Origin of the sequence: Methylobacterium sp. Leaf100 (assembly GCF_001422845.1) — a bacterium.
In the GTDB taxonomy this organism is placed as follows: Bacteria; Pseudomonadota; Alphaproteobacteria; order Rhizobiales; family Beijerinckiaceae; genus Methylobacterium.
Map to the genome: position 1 here is coordinate 1 of NZ_LMMW01000018.1, position 14,932 is coordinate 14,932.

Below are 14,932 nucleotides of genomic sequence, written 5' to 3' on the forward strand. Positions count from 1 at the left end.
CAACACGGCTCCTCCCCGTCCAGAACACCTTGCGTCGCCGATGCGGCCCGGGGCGATGGCGAGACCGGGCCATCGACGCGGGGCGCCGTCTCCTCCCCCCGAGCCCCCCGACCCGGTTCGCCGGGGGGCCTCCCGCGTGGGAGGCGAGTGCCCGGACTGAACCACGAAATAGGAATATTGTCAAGAAATTTCGGTGCTCGAGCGGCTCCGGGCCGAACATAGCCCTCTCCCGCGGAGGCTGCCGGATTCACACCTCTCGCGGGCGGCACGGGTCCCCACACCTTCCAGGAGAGGGACAGGGAGAGGTGTACGACCTTTCCGGAGAGACCTCTCACCTCACCCCAGCCCTCTCCTTTCAGGAGAGGGGGCCTGTTGCGCTTCACGCCGACGCACGGGACCCGCTCGGCGAGCGGCCGAAATCGCCGGCTTCACCGTCGTGTGAATCCCGTAGCCCGCAGAGGGGGGAGGGTTTGTTAGGCCCCGACCAACATCGTTCCGTCGTGGCCGGCGATGCTGACGTCCCGAAGCTCTCCGGCCGGGGTGTCCGGCTCTAGCCGCACTTGGGTAAACCCCTCCGTCCGCCCCATGCCGCCGCGCTCGCTCAGCACCCGGTGGGTGCGCCCGACCTGCGCCGCGAGATGCGCCGCCAGGGCCGTTTCCCCGGCCGCGCGCAACCGCGCGGCGCGCGCGCGGACGACATCCCCCGGCACCGGCGGCATCCGCGCCGCCGGGGTCCCGGGGCGCGGCGAGTACGGGAAGACGTGAAGATGGGTCAGACCGCATTCGACCACGAGGTCGAGGGAGCGGACGAACTGCGCCTCCGTCTCGGTCGGGAACCCCGCGATGAGGTCGGCCCCGAACACCACCTCCGGCCGCAGGCGGCGTACCTCGGCGCAGAAGCGGATCGCGTCGGCGCGGGTGTGGCGGCGCTTCATCCGCTTGAGGACGAGGTCGTCGCCGGCCTGGAGCGAGAGGTGGAGATGCGGCATCAGCCGCGCCGCGCCGGCGATGGCATCCATGAGGGCGTCGTCGGCCTCGATGGAATCGATGGAGGACAGGCGCAGGCGGGCGAGGTCGGGCACGCCGGACAGGATCGCCTGCGTCAGGCGTCCGAGGCTCGATGTGTCCGAAAGATCGCGGCCGTAGGCGGTGAGATCGACGCCCGTGAGCACCACTTCCCGCCCGCCATGGTCGACGATGCGGCGGACCTGATCGACCACGTCCGCCTGCGCGACGGAGCGCGAGTTGCCGCGCCCGAACGGGATGACGCAGAACGTGCAGCGGTGGTCGCAGCCGTTCTGCACGGGCACGAAGGCGCGGGTCTGCCCCGCGATGGCGGCGATCCGGGTGGGCGCGACCGTGCGCACGGCCATGATGTCGTCCACCGCATTGCGGTCGGGGGGGACGCGGGAAGGCGCCCAGGTCTCCATCCGGCCCTTCGCGTCGTTGCCGACGAGGCGGGCGACCTCCGGCATGGCGGCGTAGAGGGCGGTCTCCACCTGCGCGCCGCAGCCGGTGACGACGATGCGGGCCGCCGGCCGGTCGCGGGCGATCCGGCGGATGGCCTTGCGCGCCTGGCGCCCGGCCTCCTGCGTCACCGCGCAGGTGTTGACGATGACGAGGTCGTCCGCCGCATGGGGGCCGGCATGGCCGCGCATCACCTCCGCCTCGACGGTGTTGAGCCGGCAGCCGAAGGTGAGGGTCTCGACCGCCATTCTAGGCGGCCCCGGCGAACAGGGCGGGATCGAAGGTGCCGTCCCATTCCAGCGCCACGGGGCCGGTCATGAGCACGTGGTCGTCGGCGCGCCACTCGATGACGAGGTCGCCGCCGGGCAGGTGCACGGTGGCGCCCCGGCCGATCATGCGCAGGCGCGCGGCCGCCACCACGGTGGCGCAGGCGGCGGTGCCGCAGGCCAGGGTCAGGCCGGCGCCGCGCTCCCACACCCGCAGGACGATGGTGTCGGGGCCGGTCACCCGGGCGAGCGAGATGTTGGCGCGGTCGGGAAAGACGGGATGGTTCTCCAGCATCGGGCCGATGCGGGCGAGGTCGTAGGTCGCGGGGTCGCGGTCCACGAAGAAGATCGCGTGCGGGTTGCCCATGTTGACCACCGCCGGCGAGTGCAGCACCGGCGCGTCGATGGGGCCGACCTGGAGTTCGATGCGCCGCGTGTCCTGGAACGGTTCGGCGAGCGGGATCTCGTCCCACTTCAGCTTGGGCCGGCCCATGTCGACGGTGAAGGCGCGCTCGGCCATGCGCTTGACGCTCACGAGGCCGCCCCGCGTCTCCAGGGTGAGGCGCCCGCTCTCGGCCGGCCGCGCCATGGCGGGGTCGTCGAGCATGGCGTAGGCGACGCAGCGGGTGCCGTTGCCGCAGGCGCCCGCTTCCGATCCGTCGGTGTTGTAGATGCGCAGGGCCGCGTCGGTGCCGGGGGTGCGCGCGTCGTGGATCACCATGAGCTGGTCGAAGGCGGAGGCCGGGTGCCTCGCGATGGCCCGGACGTCGCCGGCCGCGACCGTGAGGTCCGACCCGCGCAGGTCCAGCACCACGATGGCGTTGCCGGCGCCGTTCATCTTCAGGAACCGTCGATGGGCGAGTGCGCTCATGTCTCTTCGGATGATTGTCTCGGTGGAAGGGCCCGGGCCCCGCATATAGGCGAAAGCCCGGGGCCGCGCACGCGGGGCCGCCGGGGGGCTGCGTTGCAGAAGCGCCGCGCCCGGTCACGTTCGTGCGCGCGGACACGCGATGCGCCTCGCGGGGGGCGGGCTTCGTCACTACGTTGGCGACCACTGCCCCCGGCTTCCCCGGGAGGCCGCCGATCCTCCGGAGCGCCGCCGTGATTCGCTTTCGCCTGACGCTCCTTGCCGGATGCCTCGCGGCCGGCCTCGCCCACGCTCAGGAAGCGGTGCCGCCGGCCGTCGCCACCCCCCTGCCCACCACCACGACGCCCGGCCCGGCCGGCCCGGGCACGCCCGACGTGCCTGTCCCCGCCCAGGCGGGCGCCGCCCCGGCCGCGCCCCCCACGGCCGCGCCGCGAAAGACCCTTGTGGAGACGCCCGGCGACGCCAACGACGTCGATGCGGTGTCCCTGCCGCCCAAACCCGCCGCGATCCTGTCGGGACGCGCCAAATGGGAGGAGGCGGTGCCGAGCCTGAAGGCCGCGTTCCAGCGCATCGAGGCGGATCTCGCCAAGGCCGGCATCACGCCCACGGGCCGGCCCATCGCGGTCTTCGCCAAGACGGACGACGACGGCTTCCAGTACGAGGCGATGATCCCCATCGCGGCGATGCCGGACCCGAAGCCCGCCGAGGCCGACGGCCTGCGGTTCGGAACCACCCCGAGCGGCAAGGCCCTGCGCTTCCCGCACCGGGGTTCCTACGACGAGATCGACGGCACCTACGAGACGCTCACCGCCTACCTCGACGCCAAGGACGTGGTGGTGCAGGACCGCTTCATCGAGGAATACGTCACCGACCTCAACGACAAGGCCGACGAGAAGCTCGACGTGAACATCTACGCGCTGCCGAAGCCGTAGGATTTCGCCGGGGCCGGCGCCCCGCGCGGCGCCTCGGTCGCGCGGCCGCCGTCCAGGTGGATCACCCGATCGGCTGCGTCGAAGTAGCGGTCGTCGTGGCTGATCACCACCAGGGTGCGGCCCTGGCGCTTCAGGGCGGGCAGCAATTCGGCGTAGAACAGACGCCGGAAGGTCGGGTCCTGCTCGGCCGCCCACTCGTCGAGGACGAGGACCGGGCGTCCTTCGAGGGCGGCCTGGATCAGGGCGAGGCGCTTGCGCTGCCCCGCCGACAGGTCCGTGGTCGAGAAGGCGCCGTCGCGGATCGCGACCTTGCGGGCCAGATCGAGGGTCTCGAGAAGTGCCTGGCCCGCCTCCGGGCCGATGGCGGCGGGCATCACCAGATCGTCGAACAGGGTGTAGTCGAAGAACACCGCCGAGAAGTGCTGGCGGTAGGCGTCGCGGGTCTCCGCCGTCACCGGCACGCCATCGAGGCGGAGCGTGCCGGTCTGCGGCGGGTAGAGGCCGAGGATCAGCTTGATCAGGGTGGTCTTGCCCGAGCCGTTCTCGCCGACGATGAACAGGATCTCGCCCCGCCGGATGGTCAGGTCGAGGGGTCCGAGGGTGAAGGCCGGCCCGTCGTCCACAGATGGGAAGGTGTGGCTGACGCCCCGCAATTCGATGGTGTCAATGGCGTCCGCTACGGGCGGGACGGCCGGCGTGAGGAGATCGGGCTCGGCGGCGTCGCTGTCCGCCGAGAACGCGGCGATGCGTCCATAGGCGACCTCGGCGCGGCCGATCTCGGGCAGGCAGGCGAGGATATAGCTCACCGGCGTCTCCACGTAGAGCAGCACCAGCACGAAGCCCGACAGGACGGAACTGTCGATCCCGATGGCGGCCTTGTAGGCGATGATGGCCGCGATGGTGGCGAACAGGGCGAGCTTCTTCGTGAGGAAGGAGAACTCGAACAGCGTCTGCGTTGCCCAGGCGTTGCGCCTCAGATCCTCGATGCAGCCGGCCAGGGCCACGTTGCGCACGCGCAGGCGGCGCACCTTGTTGAGGCGCAACTCCCGGCACCCCTCCGTGAGGGTCTGATAGTGCTTCTGCTGGGTCTCCACGAGGGTCCGGCGCGTTCGGAAATGAACCATCGCCCGGCGGCGCAGGACCGCCTCGCCGTAGCTGCCGAGGCCGAAGCCGACGAGGGTGATCGCGAACAGGGTCGGTGAGAGATAGAGCAGGTAGGCGAGGCAGCCGGTCAGCACGCCGATCTGGATGATCAGGCCCGACAGGAGCCCGATGACCCGCGAGAGGGTGCCGGCGTCCTCGTTCAGGGAGGCGAGGATGCGGTGGCGGCCGAGCCGTTCGATGCGGGAGAGCGGCGCGGTCAGGATCAGGTCCGCGAGATCCCGGTTCAGGGTCGCGTTGATGCGCCCGCCCGCCAGGCTGCTGCCGAGCCCGGAGACGAGGGACCCGCCGACGCCGAGGACGACGAGGCCGAGGAAGATCGCCAGAAAATTCTCCGGCAGGCCGCCCTCGGCGTGGATCGCCGTGTTGACCTGGGCCAGGACCGCCGCTGTCGCCAGCCCGCTCGCCGCGCCGATGACCGAGGAGACCGCGACGAGCGGCCAGAGGGGGCGCAGGAGCCGCACCGCATCCTGTCCGAGCCGCCCCAAACGTGCACGCGCCTCCGCCATCGACATCCTCTCGGACCAGCCGAGGCAGAGGTGCCCCGCCCACGCCTTGTTCGGCCACTCGTCGATGCAGACCGGCGTGTGACCCCGGATCTACGGACCACGGAAGCATCGGGCCGGGCTCATTGCATCCTGGCGTTGCGGTGACAAGGCGCCTGGGGCGATCGGGGAAGGAATACCTTACAGCAGGCCGAGTTGCGCGGGTGCCGGCCCGGCCGGGCCGCCCTCCAGGGCGAGGAGGAAACGCTTGGTCTCGACACCGCCGGTGAAGCCCGTCAGGGCCCCGCTGGCGCCGATCACCCGGTGGCAGGGCACCACGATGGGCAGCGGGTTGGCGCCGTTGGCCGCACCCACGGCGCGGCTCGCGCTCGGGCGCCCGATCCGGCGGGCGAGTTCGCCGTAGGAAATCGTCTCGCCCGGCGGGATTTCCGTGAGGGCCTGCCAGACCGTCAACTGGAACGGCGTTCCGCGCGGCGCCAGTGCGAGGTCGAACCGGGTCAGCCGACCGTCGAAATAGGCCGTGAGCTGCGCCCTCGCTTCGGCGAAGGCCGCGTCGTTCCGGTGCCAGTCCGCGCCCGGCGTCACGGCGCCCTTGCCGCTCGGAAAGCCGATGCAGGCCAACCCGTCATCGGTTCCCCCGAGGAGAAGCGGGCCGATGGGGCTGGCGAGCATCGTGTAGGCTGTCTGGCGCATGGCAGAGCCTACCATGCGCCGATCGGGACGCATCTCCGCGACCCACGAGACGGACGACGGCCCTACTCCGCCGCCTCGCCGTACGCCTCCACCGGTGGGCACGAGCACACGAGGTTGCGGTCGCCATAGGCGTTGTCGACCCGGTTGATGGGCGGCCAGTACTTGTCCATCCCGAGGCTGCCGGTGGGAAAGCACGCGGCTTCGCGGGAATAGGGCCGCTCCCACGGGCCGATGAGGTCCCGCACCGTGTGGGGGGCGTGCTTGAGGGGGGTGTCGGCCCGGTCGATCCGGCCCTCCTCGATGGCGCGGATCTCCTCGCGGATCGCCAGCATGGCGTCGCAGAAGCGGTCGATCTCGCCCTTGGTCTCGGATTCCGTGGGCTCGATCATCAGGGTGCCGGCCACGGGCCAGCTCATGGTCGGCGGGTGGAAGCCGCAATCGATGAGGCGCTTGGCGACGTCCTCGACGGTGACGCCGGCGCTCTTCTGGAACGGGCGCAAATCGATGATGCACTCGTGCGCCACGCGGCCGTGCGCGCCGGAATAGAGCACCGGGTAGGCGTCGCCGAGCCGGGCGGCGATGTAGTTCGCGTTGAGGATGGCGATGCGGGTGGCCTGCGTCAGGCCGCGCCCGCCCATGAGCAGGCAGTAGCTCCACGAGATCGGCAGGATCGAGGCCGAGCCGTAGGGGGCCGCCGACACCGTCCCCTCCCCGCCGGTCTCGGGATGCCCCGGCAGGAACGGCACGAGGTGCGCCTTGACGCCGATGGGGCCCATGCCGGGGCCGCCGCCGCCATGCGGGATGCAGAAGGTCTTGTGCAGGTTGAGGTGGCTGACGTCGGCGCCGATGTCGCCGGGGCGCGCGAGGCCCACCATGGCGTTGAGGTTGGCCCCGTCGAGGTACACCTGGCCCCCGTGGAAATGCACGATGGCGCAGAGTTCGCGCACCCTGGCCTCGAACACCCCGTGGGTCGACGGATAGGTGATCATGCAGGCCGCGAGCTTGTCGGAGTGCAGCTCGGCCTTCTTCCGGAAATCCTCGACGTCGATGTTGCCCTTGGCGTCCGCGCCCACCACCACGACGCTCATGCCGCACATCTGCGCCGAGGCCGGGTTGGTGCCGTGGGCCGAGGACGGGATGAGGCATACGGTGCGGTGTCCGTCCCCCCGCGACAGGTGATAGGCGCGGATGGCGAGCAGCCCCGCATACTCGCCCTGCGCGCCGGAATTCGGCTGCATCGAGATCGCGTCGTAGCCGGTGATGGCGCAGAGTTTTTGCGAGAAGTCGGCCAGGAGTTCGTGATAGCCGGCGGCCTGATCCGCCGGCACGAAGGGGTGGATCTCGGAAAACTCCGGCCAGGAGATCGGCAGCATCTCGGCGGTGGCGTTGAGCTTCATGGTGCAGGAGCCGAGCGGGATCATGGCCCGGTCGAGGGCGAGATCCCGGTCGCTGAGGCGGCGCATGTAGCGCGTCATCTCGCTCTCGGCCCGGTTCATGTGGAAGATCGGGTGGGTGAGGTATTGGGAGGTGCGGATCGACCCGTCCGGCAGGCGCGGGTCGGGCCAGGCCTCGTCGTAGGCGAGGTGGTCGCCGCCGAAGGCGCGCCATACGGCCTGGACGATGTCGGGGCGGGTCCGCTCGTCGACGGTGATGCCGATGCGGTCGGTGCCGACCTTGCGCAGGTTGATGCCGTTGGCCACCGCATTCGCCAGGATCAGGCCCTGGAACGCGCCGACCCGCACGGTGACCGTGTCGAAGAACGTCTTGGATTCCATCGCGAAGCCCAGGCTCTCCAGCCCCTGCGCCACCCGCACGGCGTCGCGGTGGACCCGGGCCGCGATGGCCTTCAGGCCGCGGGGGCCGTGGAACACGGCGTACATGCCGGCGATGACCGCGAGCAGCACCTGTGCGGTGCAGATGTTCGAGGTCGCCTTCTCGCGGCGGATGTGCTGCTCGCGGGTCTGGAGGGCGAGGCGATAGGCGCGGTTGCCGCGCGCATCCACCGAGACGCCGACGAGGCGTCCCGGCAGGGTGCGCTTGTGGGCGTCGCGGGTGGCGAGGTAGGCGGCGTGCGGGCCGCCATAGCCCATGGGCACGCCGTAGCGCTGCATCGAGCCCACCGCGATGTCGGCGCCCATCTCGCCGGGGGGCTTCAGGAGCGTGAGCGCCAGGGGGTCTGCGGCCATCACCGCCACGGCGCCGGCCGCGTGCAGGCGCGTGATGATCTCCGAAACGTCCTGGATGGCGCCGCAGACGCCGGGATACTGAAAGATCGCCCCGAACACCGCTGCCGGATCGAGGTCGGTCGCCGGATCGCCGACCACGATGCTCCAGCCCAGCGGCGCGGCGCGGGTCCGCAGCACCGCGATGGTCTGGGGCAGGCACTCGGCATCGACGAAGAACGCGGTCTGCCCGTTGGTGGCGATGCGGGCGGCCATGCCCATGGCCTCGGCCGCCGCCGTGGCCTCGTCGAGGAGCGAGGCGTTGGCGATGTCGAGGCCGGTGAGGTCGCAGACCAGGGTCTGGAAGTTCAGGAGCGCTTCGAGGCGTCCCTGGCTGATCTCCGGCTGGTAGGGCGAGTAGGCCGTGTACCAGGCCGGGTTCTCGAAGATGTTGCGCTGGATCACCGGCGGCATCGTCGTGCCGTGATAGCCCTGCCCGATGAGCGAGACGAGGAGCCGGTTCTTGTCGGCGATGCCGCGCATGTGCTCGAGCACCCGGCGCTCGGTCATCGACACCCCGAAATCGAGGCGCTCGGCCTGGCGGATGCTGGCCGGCAGGGTCTCGTCCACGAGAGCGTGCAGGGTCTCGGCCCCCACCACGGCGAGCATGGCCTCGATCTCGTGCGTCGTCGGGCCGATGTGGCGGCGATTGGCGAAATCGTAGGGGTCGTAGCGGTCGTTGTTCATGGCGGGACCTCGGAGGTTTGAAGGAGTGGCCGCTACTTCGGGAAGGCCGCGTAGGCGGCCTCGTCCATCAGATCGTCGAGGGCGGCGGGGTCGTCGAGGCGGATGCGGTAGAGCCAGCCGGCTCCCTGCGGATCGCTGCCGACGCTCGACGGATCGGCGACCGCCGCCTCGTTGACCTCCGTGACCTCGCCCGAGACGGGCGCGTAGACGTCGGACGCCGCCTTGACGGATTCCACCACCGCCGCCGCCTCGCCCTTCACCAGGCGGGCGCCGACCTTCGGCAGTTCGATGAAGACGAGGTCGCCGAGCTGCTCGGCCGCATGGGTGGTGATGCCCACCGTGGCGACATCGCCCTCGCGGGCCAGCCATTCGTGCTCGTCGGTGAATCGCAGCATGGGTCACTCCTGGGGACAGGTCGGGAAGTCGGGGCTCGGGACGAGTCTGGGGTTCAGGCGCGGGGGGTCAGGCGCGCTTGAAGCCGGCCGGAACGAAGGGCAGGCCGTTCACCACCATGGGCAGACGCCGGCCGCGCACCTCGGCGAAGACGCGGGTGCCGGGCCGGGTCAGCGCGGCCGGCAGGTAGCCCATGGCGACGGGGGCCTGCAGGCTCGGCCCGAAGCCACCGGAGGTGACGTGCCCGATGGCGTCGCCCGCCACCTCTCCGGCGAACAGGGGAGCGCCGGCCCGCACGGGCGCGGCGCCCTCGGTGCGCAGGCCGACGCGCTTGCGCGACGGACCGTCGGCGAGGGCCGCGAGGATGCGCGCCGCACCGGGAAAGCCCCCCTCCCGCGCGCCGCCCCTCCGGCGCACGGCGGGGATCGCCCAACCGAGGCCGGCCTCGACGGGGTCGGTGCCGGCGTCGATGTCCGCCCCGTGCAGGCACAGACCGGCTTCGAGGCGCAGGGAATCGCGGGCGCCGAGCCCGATGGGCCGGACGGTCCCGTCGGCGAGCAGGGCCTCGGCGAGGGCCTCGGCCCGGTCCTCGGGCACGGAGAGTTCGAACCCGTCCTCGCCGGTGTAGCCCGAGCGGGTGACGAGGGCGGACGTACCGGCGAGATCGACGGCCCGGACATCCATGAACCGCAGGGCCGCGACCTCGGGGGCGAGGCGTGCCAGGGCGGCCTCCGCCCCCGGTCCCTGCAGGGCGAGGAGGGCGCGGGGCAGCACCGCGATCTCGCAGATGCCGGTGAGATGGGCGCGCAGATACGCCTCGTCGGCGACCTTGTTCGCCGCGTTCACGACGAGGAGGAGGCTGTCACCGCACTGGGCGACCATCAGGTCGTCGCGAATGCCGCCGGATTCGTCGAGCAGGAGGCCGTAGCGCTGGCGGCCGGGACGCAGCCCGAGCACGTCGATGGGCAGCAGGGCTTCGAGGGCGCGGGCCACATCCGTGAGACTGCCCGAACGGGGGATGAGCTGGATCTGCCCCATATGCGACACGTCGAACAGCCCGGCGTGGGCGCGCGTGTGCAGGTGTTCCTTGAGGAGGCCGTCCGGGTACTGCACCGGCATGGCATAGCCGGCGAACGGCACCATCCGGGCGCCGTGGCGCAGATGCAGGGCGTGAAGCGGCGTGCGAAGGGCGTCGAACGGCATCGGGATTCCCACGACAGAACGGTTCCGGACCCTCGGTCGAGTGGTCCGGTTGCCCCCATCTGTCGCGGTTACCTGAGAGCTTCTCCCGTGCGCGGACGGCACGACGCGGGATTTCTCCTTCGGTGGACGCCGTCAGGCGCCTCTCTCCAGATTGTCGAAACGATACGGTGATTGTGCCTGAGAGTTTCCGGGGGTGGTTGCTCCGTCGGCGCCATGATCGAAATGCTTCGCACACGAAGTGCTTCGACCTGGGCTCTCCCGTATCGCCATTGCTGACGAGGGCAAGGTTACATGCCGTGCCGGGCCGCGCAAGCCGGGGCCTGACAAACCCGGAGCTTTCGTCACAGCCTGGAACCGGTCCGAATCCTCGGCGATTCCCGCTTCATGACCATCGCATCCGGACACGACCTCGCCGGCCCCCGCCCCTCGCGACGCCGCTCCACGGACCTCCCGGCCGATCCGGGCCTGGGCGAGAAGGCCTTGGAGATCCACCGGCGCCTGTGCCCGGTCTACGCGTGCCCGATCCCCTACTTCCACAGCCTCGACCCGCTGAGCGAGCTCGTCTCGTCACTCCTGTCGCATCGGACCCGGAACGCCGATTCGGGCCGGGCCTTCAAGGCGCTGCGGGCGCGCTACCCCGACTGGGCCGCGATGCTGGCGGCCCCCGTGTCCGAGATCGAGGCGACCATCGCCGGCGTGACCTGGCCCGAACTCAAGGCTCCGCGCATCCAGGCCATCCTGCGCGCCGTACAGGAGCGGCACGGTGCCCTGTCCCTCGACTTCCTGGCGGAGATGGGTGTCGACGCGGCGCGCGCTTGGCTCGAAGCGATTCCTGGAATCGGCCCGAAGACCAGTGCCGCCGTGCTGTCGTTCAGCGTCCTGCGGATGCCGGCGCTCCCGGTGGACAGCCACCATCACCGCGTCGCCCAGCGCACGGGCCTGATCGGCGCGGCGATCGATGTCGGCCCGTCGCACCCGATCCTGCGGGCGCAGCTGCCGGCCGATTGGAGCGCCCAGGACCTCTACGACAACCACGAGATCCTGATGCTGCACGGTCAGGCGGTCTGCCACCACCGGAGTCCGGCCTGCGGGCGTTGCGTCCTCCTCGATCTCTGCCCCACGGGGCAGGCACGGCAGGGCAAGACGACGGCCGCTTGACCGGCCCCGACGCGGCGTTCAGAAACCGCCCCTTGGCGTCCTCGCACGACGGCGCCCTTCCGACAGGACGGCACGTGAAGGACCCCGCGCGATGACCGCGTTCAAGGAGCTTGTGTTCTCGGGCGTCCAGCCCACGGGGAACCTGCATCTCGGCAACTATCTCGGCGCCATCAAGCGCTTCGTGGAGATGCAGGCACGCGACGCGCAGTGCCTCTACTGCGTCGTCGACATGCACGCGATCACCCTGTGGCAGGACCCGGCCGCCCTGAAGGGGCAGATCCGCGAGGTCACCGCAGCGTTCCTCGCCGCCGGCATCGACCCGAAGCGGAGCATCGTCTTCAACCAGTCGCAGGTGCCCCAGCACGCCGAGCTCGCGTGGATCTTCAACTGCGTCGCGCGGCTCGGCTGGCTCAACCGCATGACCCAGTTCAAGGACAAGGCCGGCAAGGACCGCGAGAACGCGTCGATCGGGCTCTACGCCTACCCTGTGCTCATGGCCGCCGACATCCTGGCCTACCGCGCCACCCACGTGCCCGTGGGCGAGGACCAGAAGCAGCACCTCGAACTCACCCGCGACATCGCGCAGAAGTTCAACAACGACTTTTCGGAGTCGATCTCGGCCCATGGCCACGATGCGGGCGAAGGCTTCTTTCCCGTCACCGAGCCGCTCATCGGCGGGCCGGCCGCCCGCGTCATGAGCCTGCGCGACGGAACGAAGAAGATGTCGAAGTCGGACGCCTCCGACAATTCGCGCATCAACCTCACGGACGACGCCGATTCCATCGCCGCCAAGGTGCGCAAGGCGAAGACCGACCCGGACGCCCTCCCCTCCGAAGTGGCGGGGCTCGCCGGGCGGCCCGAGGCCGACAACCTCGTGGGCATCTTCGCCGCCCTCAAGGACGTGTCGCGGGAGGATGTGCTGCGCGATTACGGCGGCGCCCAGTTCTCCCAGTTCAAGGGCGCGCTGGTCGAACTCGCGGTGGAGACCCTGGCGCCGCTGGGGTCCGAGATGAAGCGTCTGGTCTCCGATCCGGCCGAGATCGACGCGGTCCTGGCCGACGGGGCCGAGCGCGCCGAGGCCATCGCGGCCCCGACCCTCGACGCGGTGAAGGACATCGTCGGCTTCGTCCGCCGCGGCCCGCGCCTGCGGATGGTCTGACGCCGCCGCCCTGCCACGGTGTGGCAGGGGCGACGGGTTGGACACGATGCGACGTGCGGCGCTTACTCCGGCTCCGATGGCGGCTTGTTGACGGCGACGCACATCTTCACCGCCTCTTCGAGCTTGATGTCGCGCGGGTTGCCGATGTTCGCCGTCTCCTCCAGGCACTTGATGAAGTAGTTGCGGTCGAGATCCGGCGAAAGGCTCGTGAACGCCTTGCCCATGCGGGTGGCGAAATCGATCTTCTCGTCCGTCGTCGCGCGCGGCCAGCGGGCGACCTTATCGTCCATGGTCAACTTCGCCGCCTGTGCACCGGTGGCCATGCACAGGGTGAAACATAAGAGTATCTTGATAGACGCGCGCATGACGGAACCTGTGTTGCGATCGGTTACAGGCGTGATGGTAGCGCGCGGGACGTCCGAGAAAAGAAAAAGGCGGCCCGAAAGGCCGCCTTTTCTCGTTTCATCAGCTTAGAAAGCTCTCAAGCCAACCCGAAGGCCGGCGACTTACGCCGCGTCGACGACCTGGGCCGGACCGGAATCCTTGCCGCGGGCTTCGACGTCGCGATCGACGAACTCGATGACGGCGAGCGGAGCGTTGTCGCCGTAGCGGAAGCCGGCCTTCATGATGCGGCAATAGCCGCCCGGACGGGCGTTGTAGCGCGGGCCGATGACGGCGAAGAGCTTGCGGACCATGTCGTGGTCGCGGATCTGCGACATAGCGAGGCGACGCGCGTGCAGCGAGTCGGTCTTGCCGAGCGTGATCAGCTTCTCGATGACCGGACGCAGATCTTTCGCCTTGGGCAAAGTGGTGATGATCTGCTCGTGCTTGATCAGCGCGGCGGACATGTTGGCGAACATCGCCTTGCGGTGCTCGGTGGTGCGGTTGAAGCGACGACCGCGAAATCCATGACGCATGATGGCTGGTCCTTATGTGATGGCCGCCGTGCCACGGTACGGCCAAGCGCCCCATGAGCGGGGCTGTTCATTCCGCATGACCCCGCGGCGGGATTCCTGGCGCTGTGTCATCCCGGGGCGCCGAAGGCGAACCCGGGATCCAGACACTCCGTTGCCAATCCAGTCGGCACCGTCGGCGGTTCTGGATTCCGGGCTCTGCTGCGCAGCCCCGGAATGACAGCGCGTGTCGGCTAATAGTGCTCTTCGAAGCGCTTGGCGAGGTCTTCGATGTTCTCCGGCGGCCAGCCGGGGATGTCCATGCCGAGGTGAAGGCCCATGGCGGCGAGCACTTCCTTGATCTCGTTGAGCGACTTGCGGCCGAAGTTCGGGGTGCGCAGCATCTCGCCCTCGGACTTCTGGATCAGGTCGCCGATGTAGACGATGTTGTCGTTCTTCAGGCAGTTCGCCGAACGCACCGACAGCTCGAGCTCGTCGACCTTCTTGAGCAGGGCCGGGTTGAAGGGGAGCTGCGGCGCGAGCGGCTGCGCCTCTTCCTTGCGGGGCTCCTCGAAGTTCACGAACACCTGGAGCTGGTCCTGGATGATGCGTGCGGCGTAGGCCAGCGCGTCCTCGGGCGTCACCGCGCCGTTGGTCTCGATGGTCATCGTCAGCTTGTCCTTGTCGAGATCCTGGCCCTCGCGGGTGGTCTCGATGCGGTAGCTGACCTTGGTCACGGGCGAGAACAGGGCGTCCACGGGGATCAGCCCGATGGGTGCGTCCTCGGGACGGTTGCGCTCGGCCGGGACGTAGCCCTTGCCGGTGGCGACGGTGAACTCCATCCGAATCTCGGCGCCGTCGTCGAGGGTGCAGATGACGAGGTCGGGGTTGAGGATCTGGACGTCGCCGACCGTGCCGATGTCGCCAGCGGTGACGAGGCCGGGGCCGGTCTTGCGCAGGGTCAGGCGCTTCGGAGCCTCGGTCTGCGAGCGGATGGCGATGGTCTTGATGTTGAGGACGATGTCGGTGACATCCTCGCGCACGCCGGGGATCGACGAGAACTCATGCAGCACGCCGTCGATCTGCACCGAGGTCACGGCCGCGCCCTGAAGCGATGACAGCAGCACGCGGCGGAGCGAGTTGCCCAGCGTCGTGCCGAAACCACGCTCGAGCGGCTCGGCCACGACGGTGGCGACCCGCTTGGGGTCGTGACCGGTCGAGACCTGGAGCTTGTTCGGCTTGATGAGCTCTTGCCAGTTCTTCTGAATGACCACGATGCTACCTCTCGCGACGATCGGCGCGGCCCACACGGGCGGTCCACGCT

The 14,932-nt window shown here is 70.0% G+C and carries 13 protein-coding genes and 1 riboswitch; of the genes, 3 read left to right on the top strand and 10 right to left on the bottom strand.

Annotated elements, in window-relative coordinates; translation table 11 throughout:
* Window positions 1-473: 473 nt before the first annotated feature.
* Both mtaB and dapF read right to left on the bottom strand, forming a co-directional pair.
* Window positions 474-1,715, bottom strand: a complete 1,242-nt coding sequence (mtaB, locus tag ASF25_RS12025; RefSeq protein WP_056304891.1) for a tRNA (N(6)-L-threonylcarbamoyladenosine(37)-C(2))-methylthiotransferase MtaB — start codon at window positions 1,713-1,715, stop codon at window positions 474-476.
* A gap of 1 nt (window position 1,716) precedes the next feature.
* Window positions 1,717-2,604 (bottom strand): diaminopimelate epimerase, encoded by an 888-nt coding sequence (dapF, locus tag ASF25_RS12030; protein ID WP_056171304.1) that lies wholly within the window; start codon window positions 2,602-2,604, stop codon window positions 1,717-1,719.
* 230 nt (window positions 2,605-2,834) lie between these two features.
* Between dapF and ASF25_RS12035 the strand changes: the two genes are divergently transcribed.
* On the top strand, window positions 2,835-3,533 hold the full coding sequence (locus ASF25_RS12035; protein WP_056171306.1) for a GyrI-like domain-containing protein: 699 nt from the start codon (window positions 2,835-2,837) through the stop codon (window positions 3,531-3,533).
* Here the strand turns inward: ASF25_RS12035 and ASF25_RS12040 are convergent.
* The 5 genes from ASF25_RS12040 to gcvT all read right to left on the bottom strand — a co-directional run bounded on the left by ASF25_RS12040 (window position 3,512) and on the right by gcvT (window position 10,398).
* Entirely contained in the window at window positions 3,512-5,203 is a 1,692-nt protein-coding gene (locus ASF25_RS12040; protein WP_056171358.1) for a cyclic peptide export ABC transporter, read from the bottom strand. The two genes, ASF25_RS12035 and ASF25_RS12040, sit on opposite strands and share 22 nt — an antisense overlap.
* A gap of 177 nt (window positions 5,204-5,380) precedes the next feature.
* Window positions 5,381-5,908, bottom strand: coding sequence for a methylated-DNA--[protein]-cysteine S-methyltransferase (locus tag ASF25_RS12045; protein WP_244473002.1), 528 nt, complete (start codon window positions 5,906-5,908; stop codon window positions 5,381-5,383).
* A 47-nt stretch (window positions 5,909-5,955) separates the two neighbouring features.
* Complete coding sequence (gene gcvP / locus ASF25_RS12050; RefSeq protein ID WP_056304895.1) at window positions 5,956-8,802, bottom strand: aminomethyl-transferring glycine dehydrogenase; 2,847 nt, start codon at window positions 8,800-8,802, stop codon at window positions 5,956-5,958.
* A 32-nt stretch (window positions 8,803-8,834) separates the two neighbouring features.
* On the bottom strand, window positions 8,835-9,197 hold the full coding sequence (gcvH, locus tag ASF25_RS12055; RefSeq protein ID WP_056171313.1) for a glycine cleavage system protein GcvH: 363 nt from the start codon (window positions 9,195-9,197) through the stop codon (window positions 8,835-8,837).
* A 67-nt stretch (window positions 9,198-9,264) separates the two neighbouring features.
* Window positions 9,265-10,398 (bottom strand): glycine cleavage system aminomethyltransferase GcvT, encoded by a 1,134-nt coding sequence (gene gcvT, locus ASF25_RS12060; protein WP_056304896.1) that lies wholly within the window; start codon window positions 10,396-10,398, stop codon window positions 9,265-9,267.
* Window positions 10,399-10,447: 49 nt separating this feature from the next.
* Window positions 10,448-10,558: riboswitch (glycine riboswitch) on the bottom strand.
* Window positions 10,559-10,782: 224 nt separating this feature from the next.
* Here gcvT and ASF25_RS12065 point away from each other — a divergent pair.
* Both ASF25_RS12065 and trpS read left to right on the top strand, forming a co-directional pair.
* A complete protein-coding gene (locus ASF25_RS12065) occupies window positions 10,783-11,556 on the top strand; it encodes a Fe-S cluster assembly protein HesB (RefSeq protein WP_056265535.1) in 774 nt (257 codons plus the stop codon).
* A 91-nt stretch (window positions 11,557-11,647) separates the two neighbouring features.
* On the top strand, window positions 11,648-12,715 hold the full coding sequence (gene trpS, locus ASF25_RS12070) for a tryptophan--tRNA ligase (protein ID WP_056171320.1): 1,068 nt from the start codon (window positions 11,648-11,650) through the stop codon (window positions 12,713-12,715).
* Between the two features lie 62 nt (window positions 12,716-12,777).
* On the opposite strand, the gene ASF25_RS12075 is transcribed toward trpS, so the two are convergent.
* The 3 genes from ASF25_RS12075 to ASF25_RS12085 form a co-directional block, all read right to left on the bottom strand.
* Window positions 12,778-13,005, bottom strand: a complete 228-nt coding sequence (locus ASF25_RS12075) for a hypothetical protein (protein WP_056171322.1) — start codon at window positions 13,003-13,005, stop codon at window positions 12,778-12,780.
* A gap of 216 nt (window positions 13,006-13,221) precedes the next feature.
* A complete protein-coding gene (gene rplQ, locus ASF25_RS12080; protein WP_056091639.1) occupies window positions 13,222-13,632 on the bottom strand; it encodes a 50S ribosomal protein L17 in 411 nt (136 codons plus the stop codon).
* Between the two features lie 230 nt (window positions 13,633-13,862).
* Complete coding sequence (locus ASF25_RS12085; protein WP_056171359.1) at window positions 13,863-14,882, bottom strand: DNA-directed RNA polymerase subunit alpha; 1,020 nt, start codon at window positions 14,880-14,882, stop codon at window positions 13,863-13,865.
* Between the last annotated feature and the right edge of the window lie 50 nt (window positions 14,883-14,932).

Excerpts from the sequence above, each read along its gene's own strand:
- gcvT (WP_056304896.1), bottom strand. The coding sequence starts at position 10,398 with ATGCCGTTCGACGCCCTTCGCACGCCGCTTCACGCCCTGCATCTGCGC.
- trpS (WP_056171320.1), top strand. The coding sequence starts at position 11,648 with ATGACCGCGTTCAAGGAGCTTGTGTTCTCGGGCGTCCAGCCCACGGGG.
- rplQ (WP_056091639.1), bottom strand. The coding sequence starts at position 13,632 with ATGCGTCATGGATTTCGCGGTCGTCGCTTCAACCGCACCACCGAGCAC.
- ASF25_RS12040 (WP_056171358.1), bottom strand. The coding sequence starts at position 5,203 with ATGGCGGAGGCGCGTGCACGTTTGGGGCGGCTCGGACAGGATGCGGTG.
- ASF25_RS12045 (WP_244473002.1), bottom strand. The coding sequence starts at position 5,908 with ATGGTAGGCTCTGCCATGCGCCAGACAGCCTACACGATGCTCGCCAGC.
- gcvH (WP_056171313.1), bottom strand. The coding sequence starts at position 9,197 with ATGCTGCGATTCACCGACGAGCACGAATGGCTGGCCCGCGAGGGCGAT.
- mtaB (WP_056304891.1), bottom strand. The coding sequence starts at position 1,715 with ATGGCGGTCGAGACCCTCACCTTCGGCTGCCGGCTCAACACCGTCGAG.
- ASF25_RS12075 (WP_056171322.1), bottom strand. The coding sequence starts at position 13,005 with ATGGACGATAAGGTCGCCCGCTGGCCGCGCGCGACGACGGACGAGAAG.
- gcvP (WP_056304895.1), bottom strand. The coding sequence starts at position 8,802 with ATGAACAACGACCGCTACGACCCCTACGATTTCGCCAATCGCCGCCAC.
- dapF (WP_056171304.1), bottom strand. The coding sequence starts at position 2,604 with ATGAGCGCACTCGCCCATCGACGGTTCCTGAAGATGAACGGCGCCGGC.
- ASF25_RS12065 (WP_056265535.1), top strand. The coding sequence starts at position 10,783 with ATGACCATCGCATCCGGACACGACCTCGCCGGCCCCCGCCCCTCGCGA.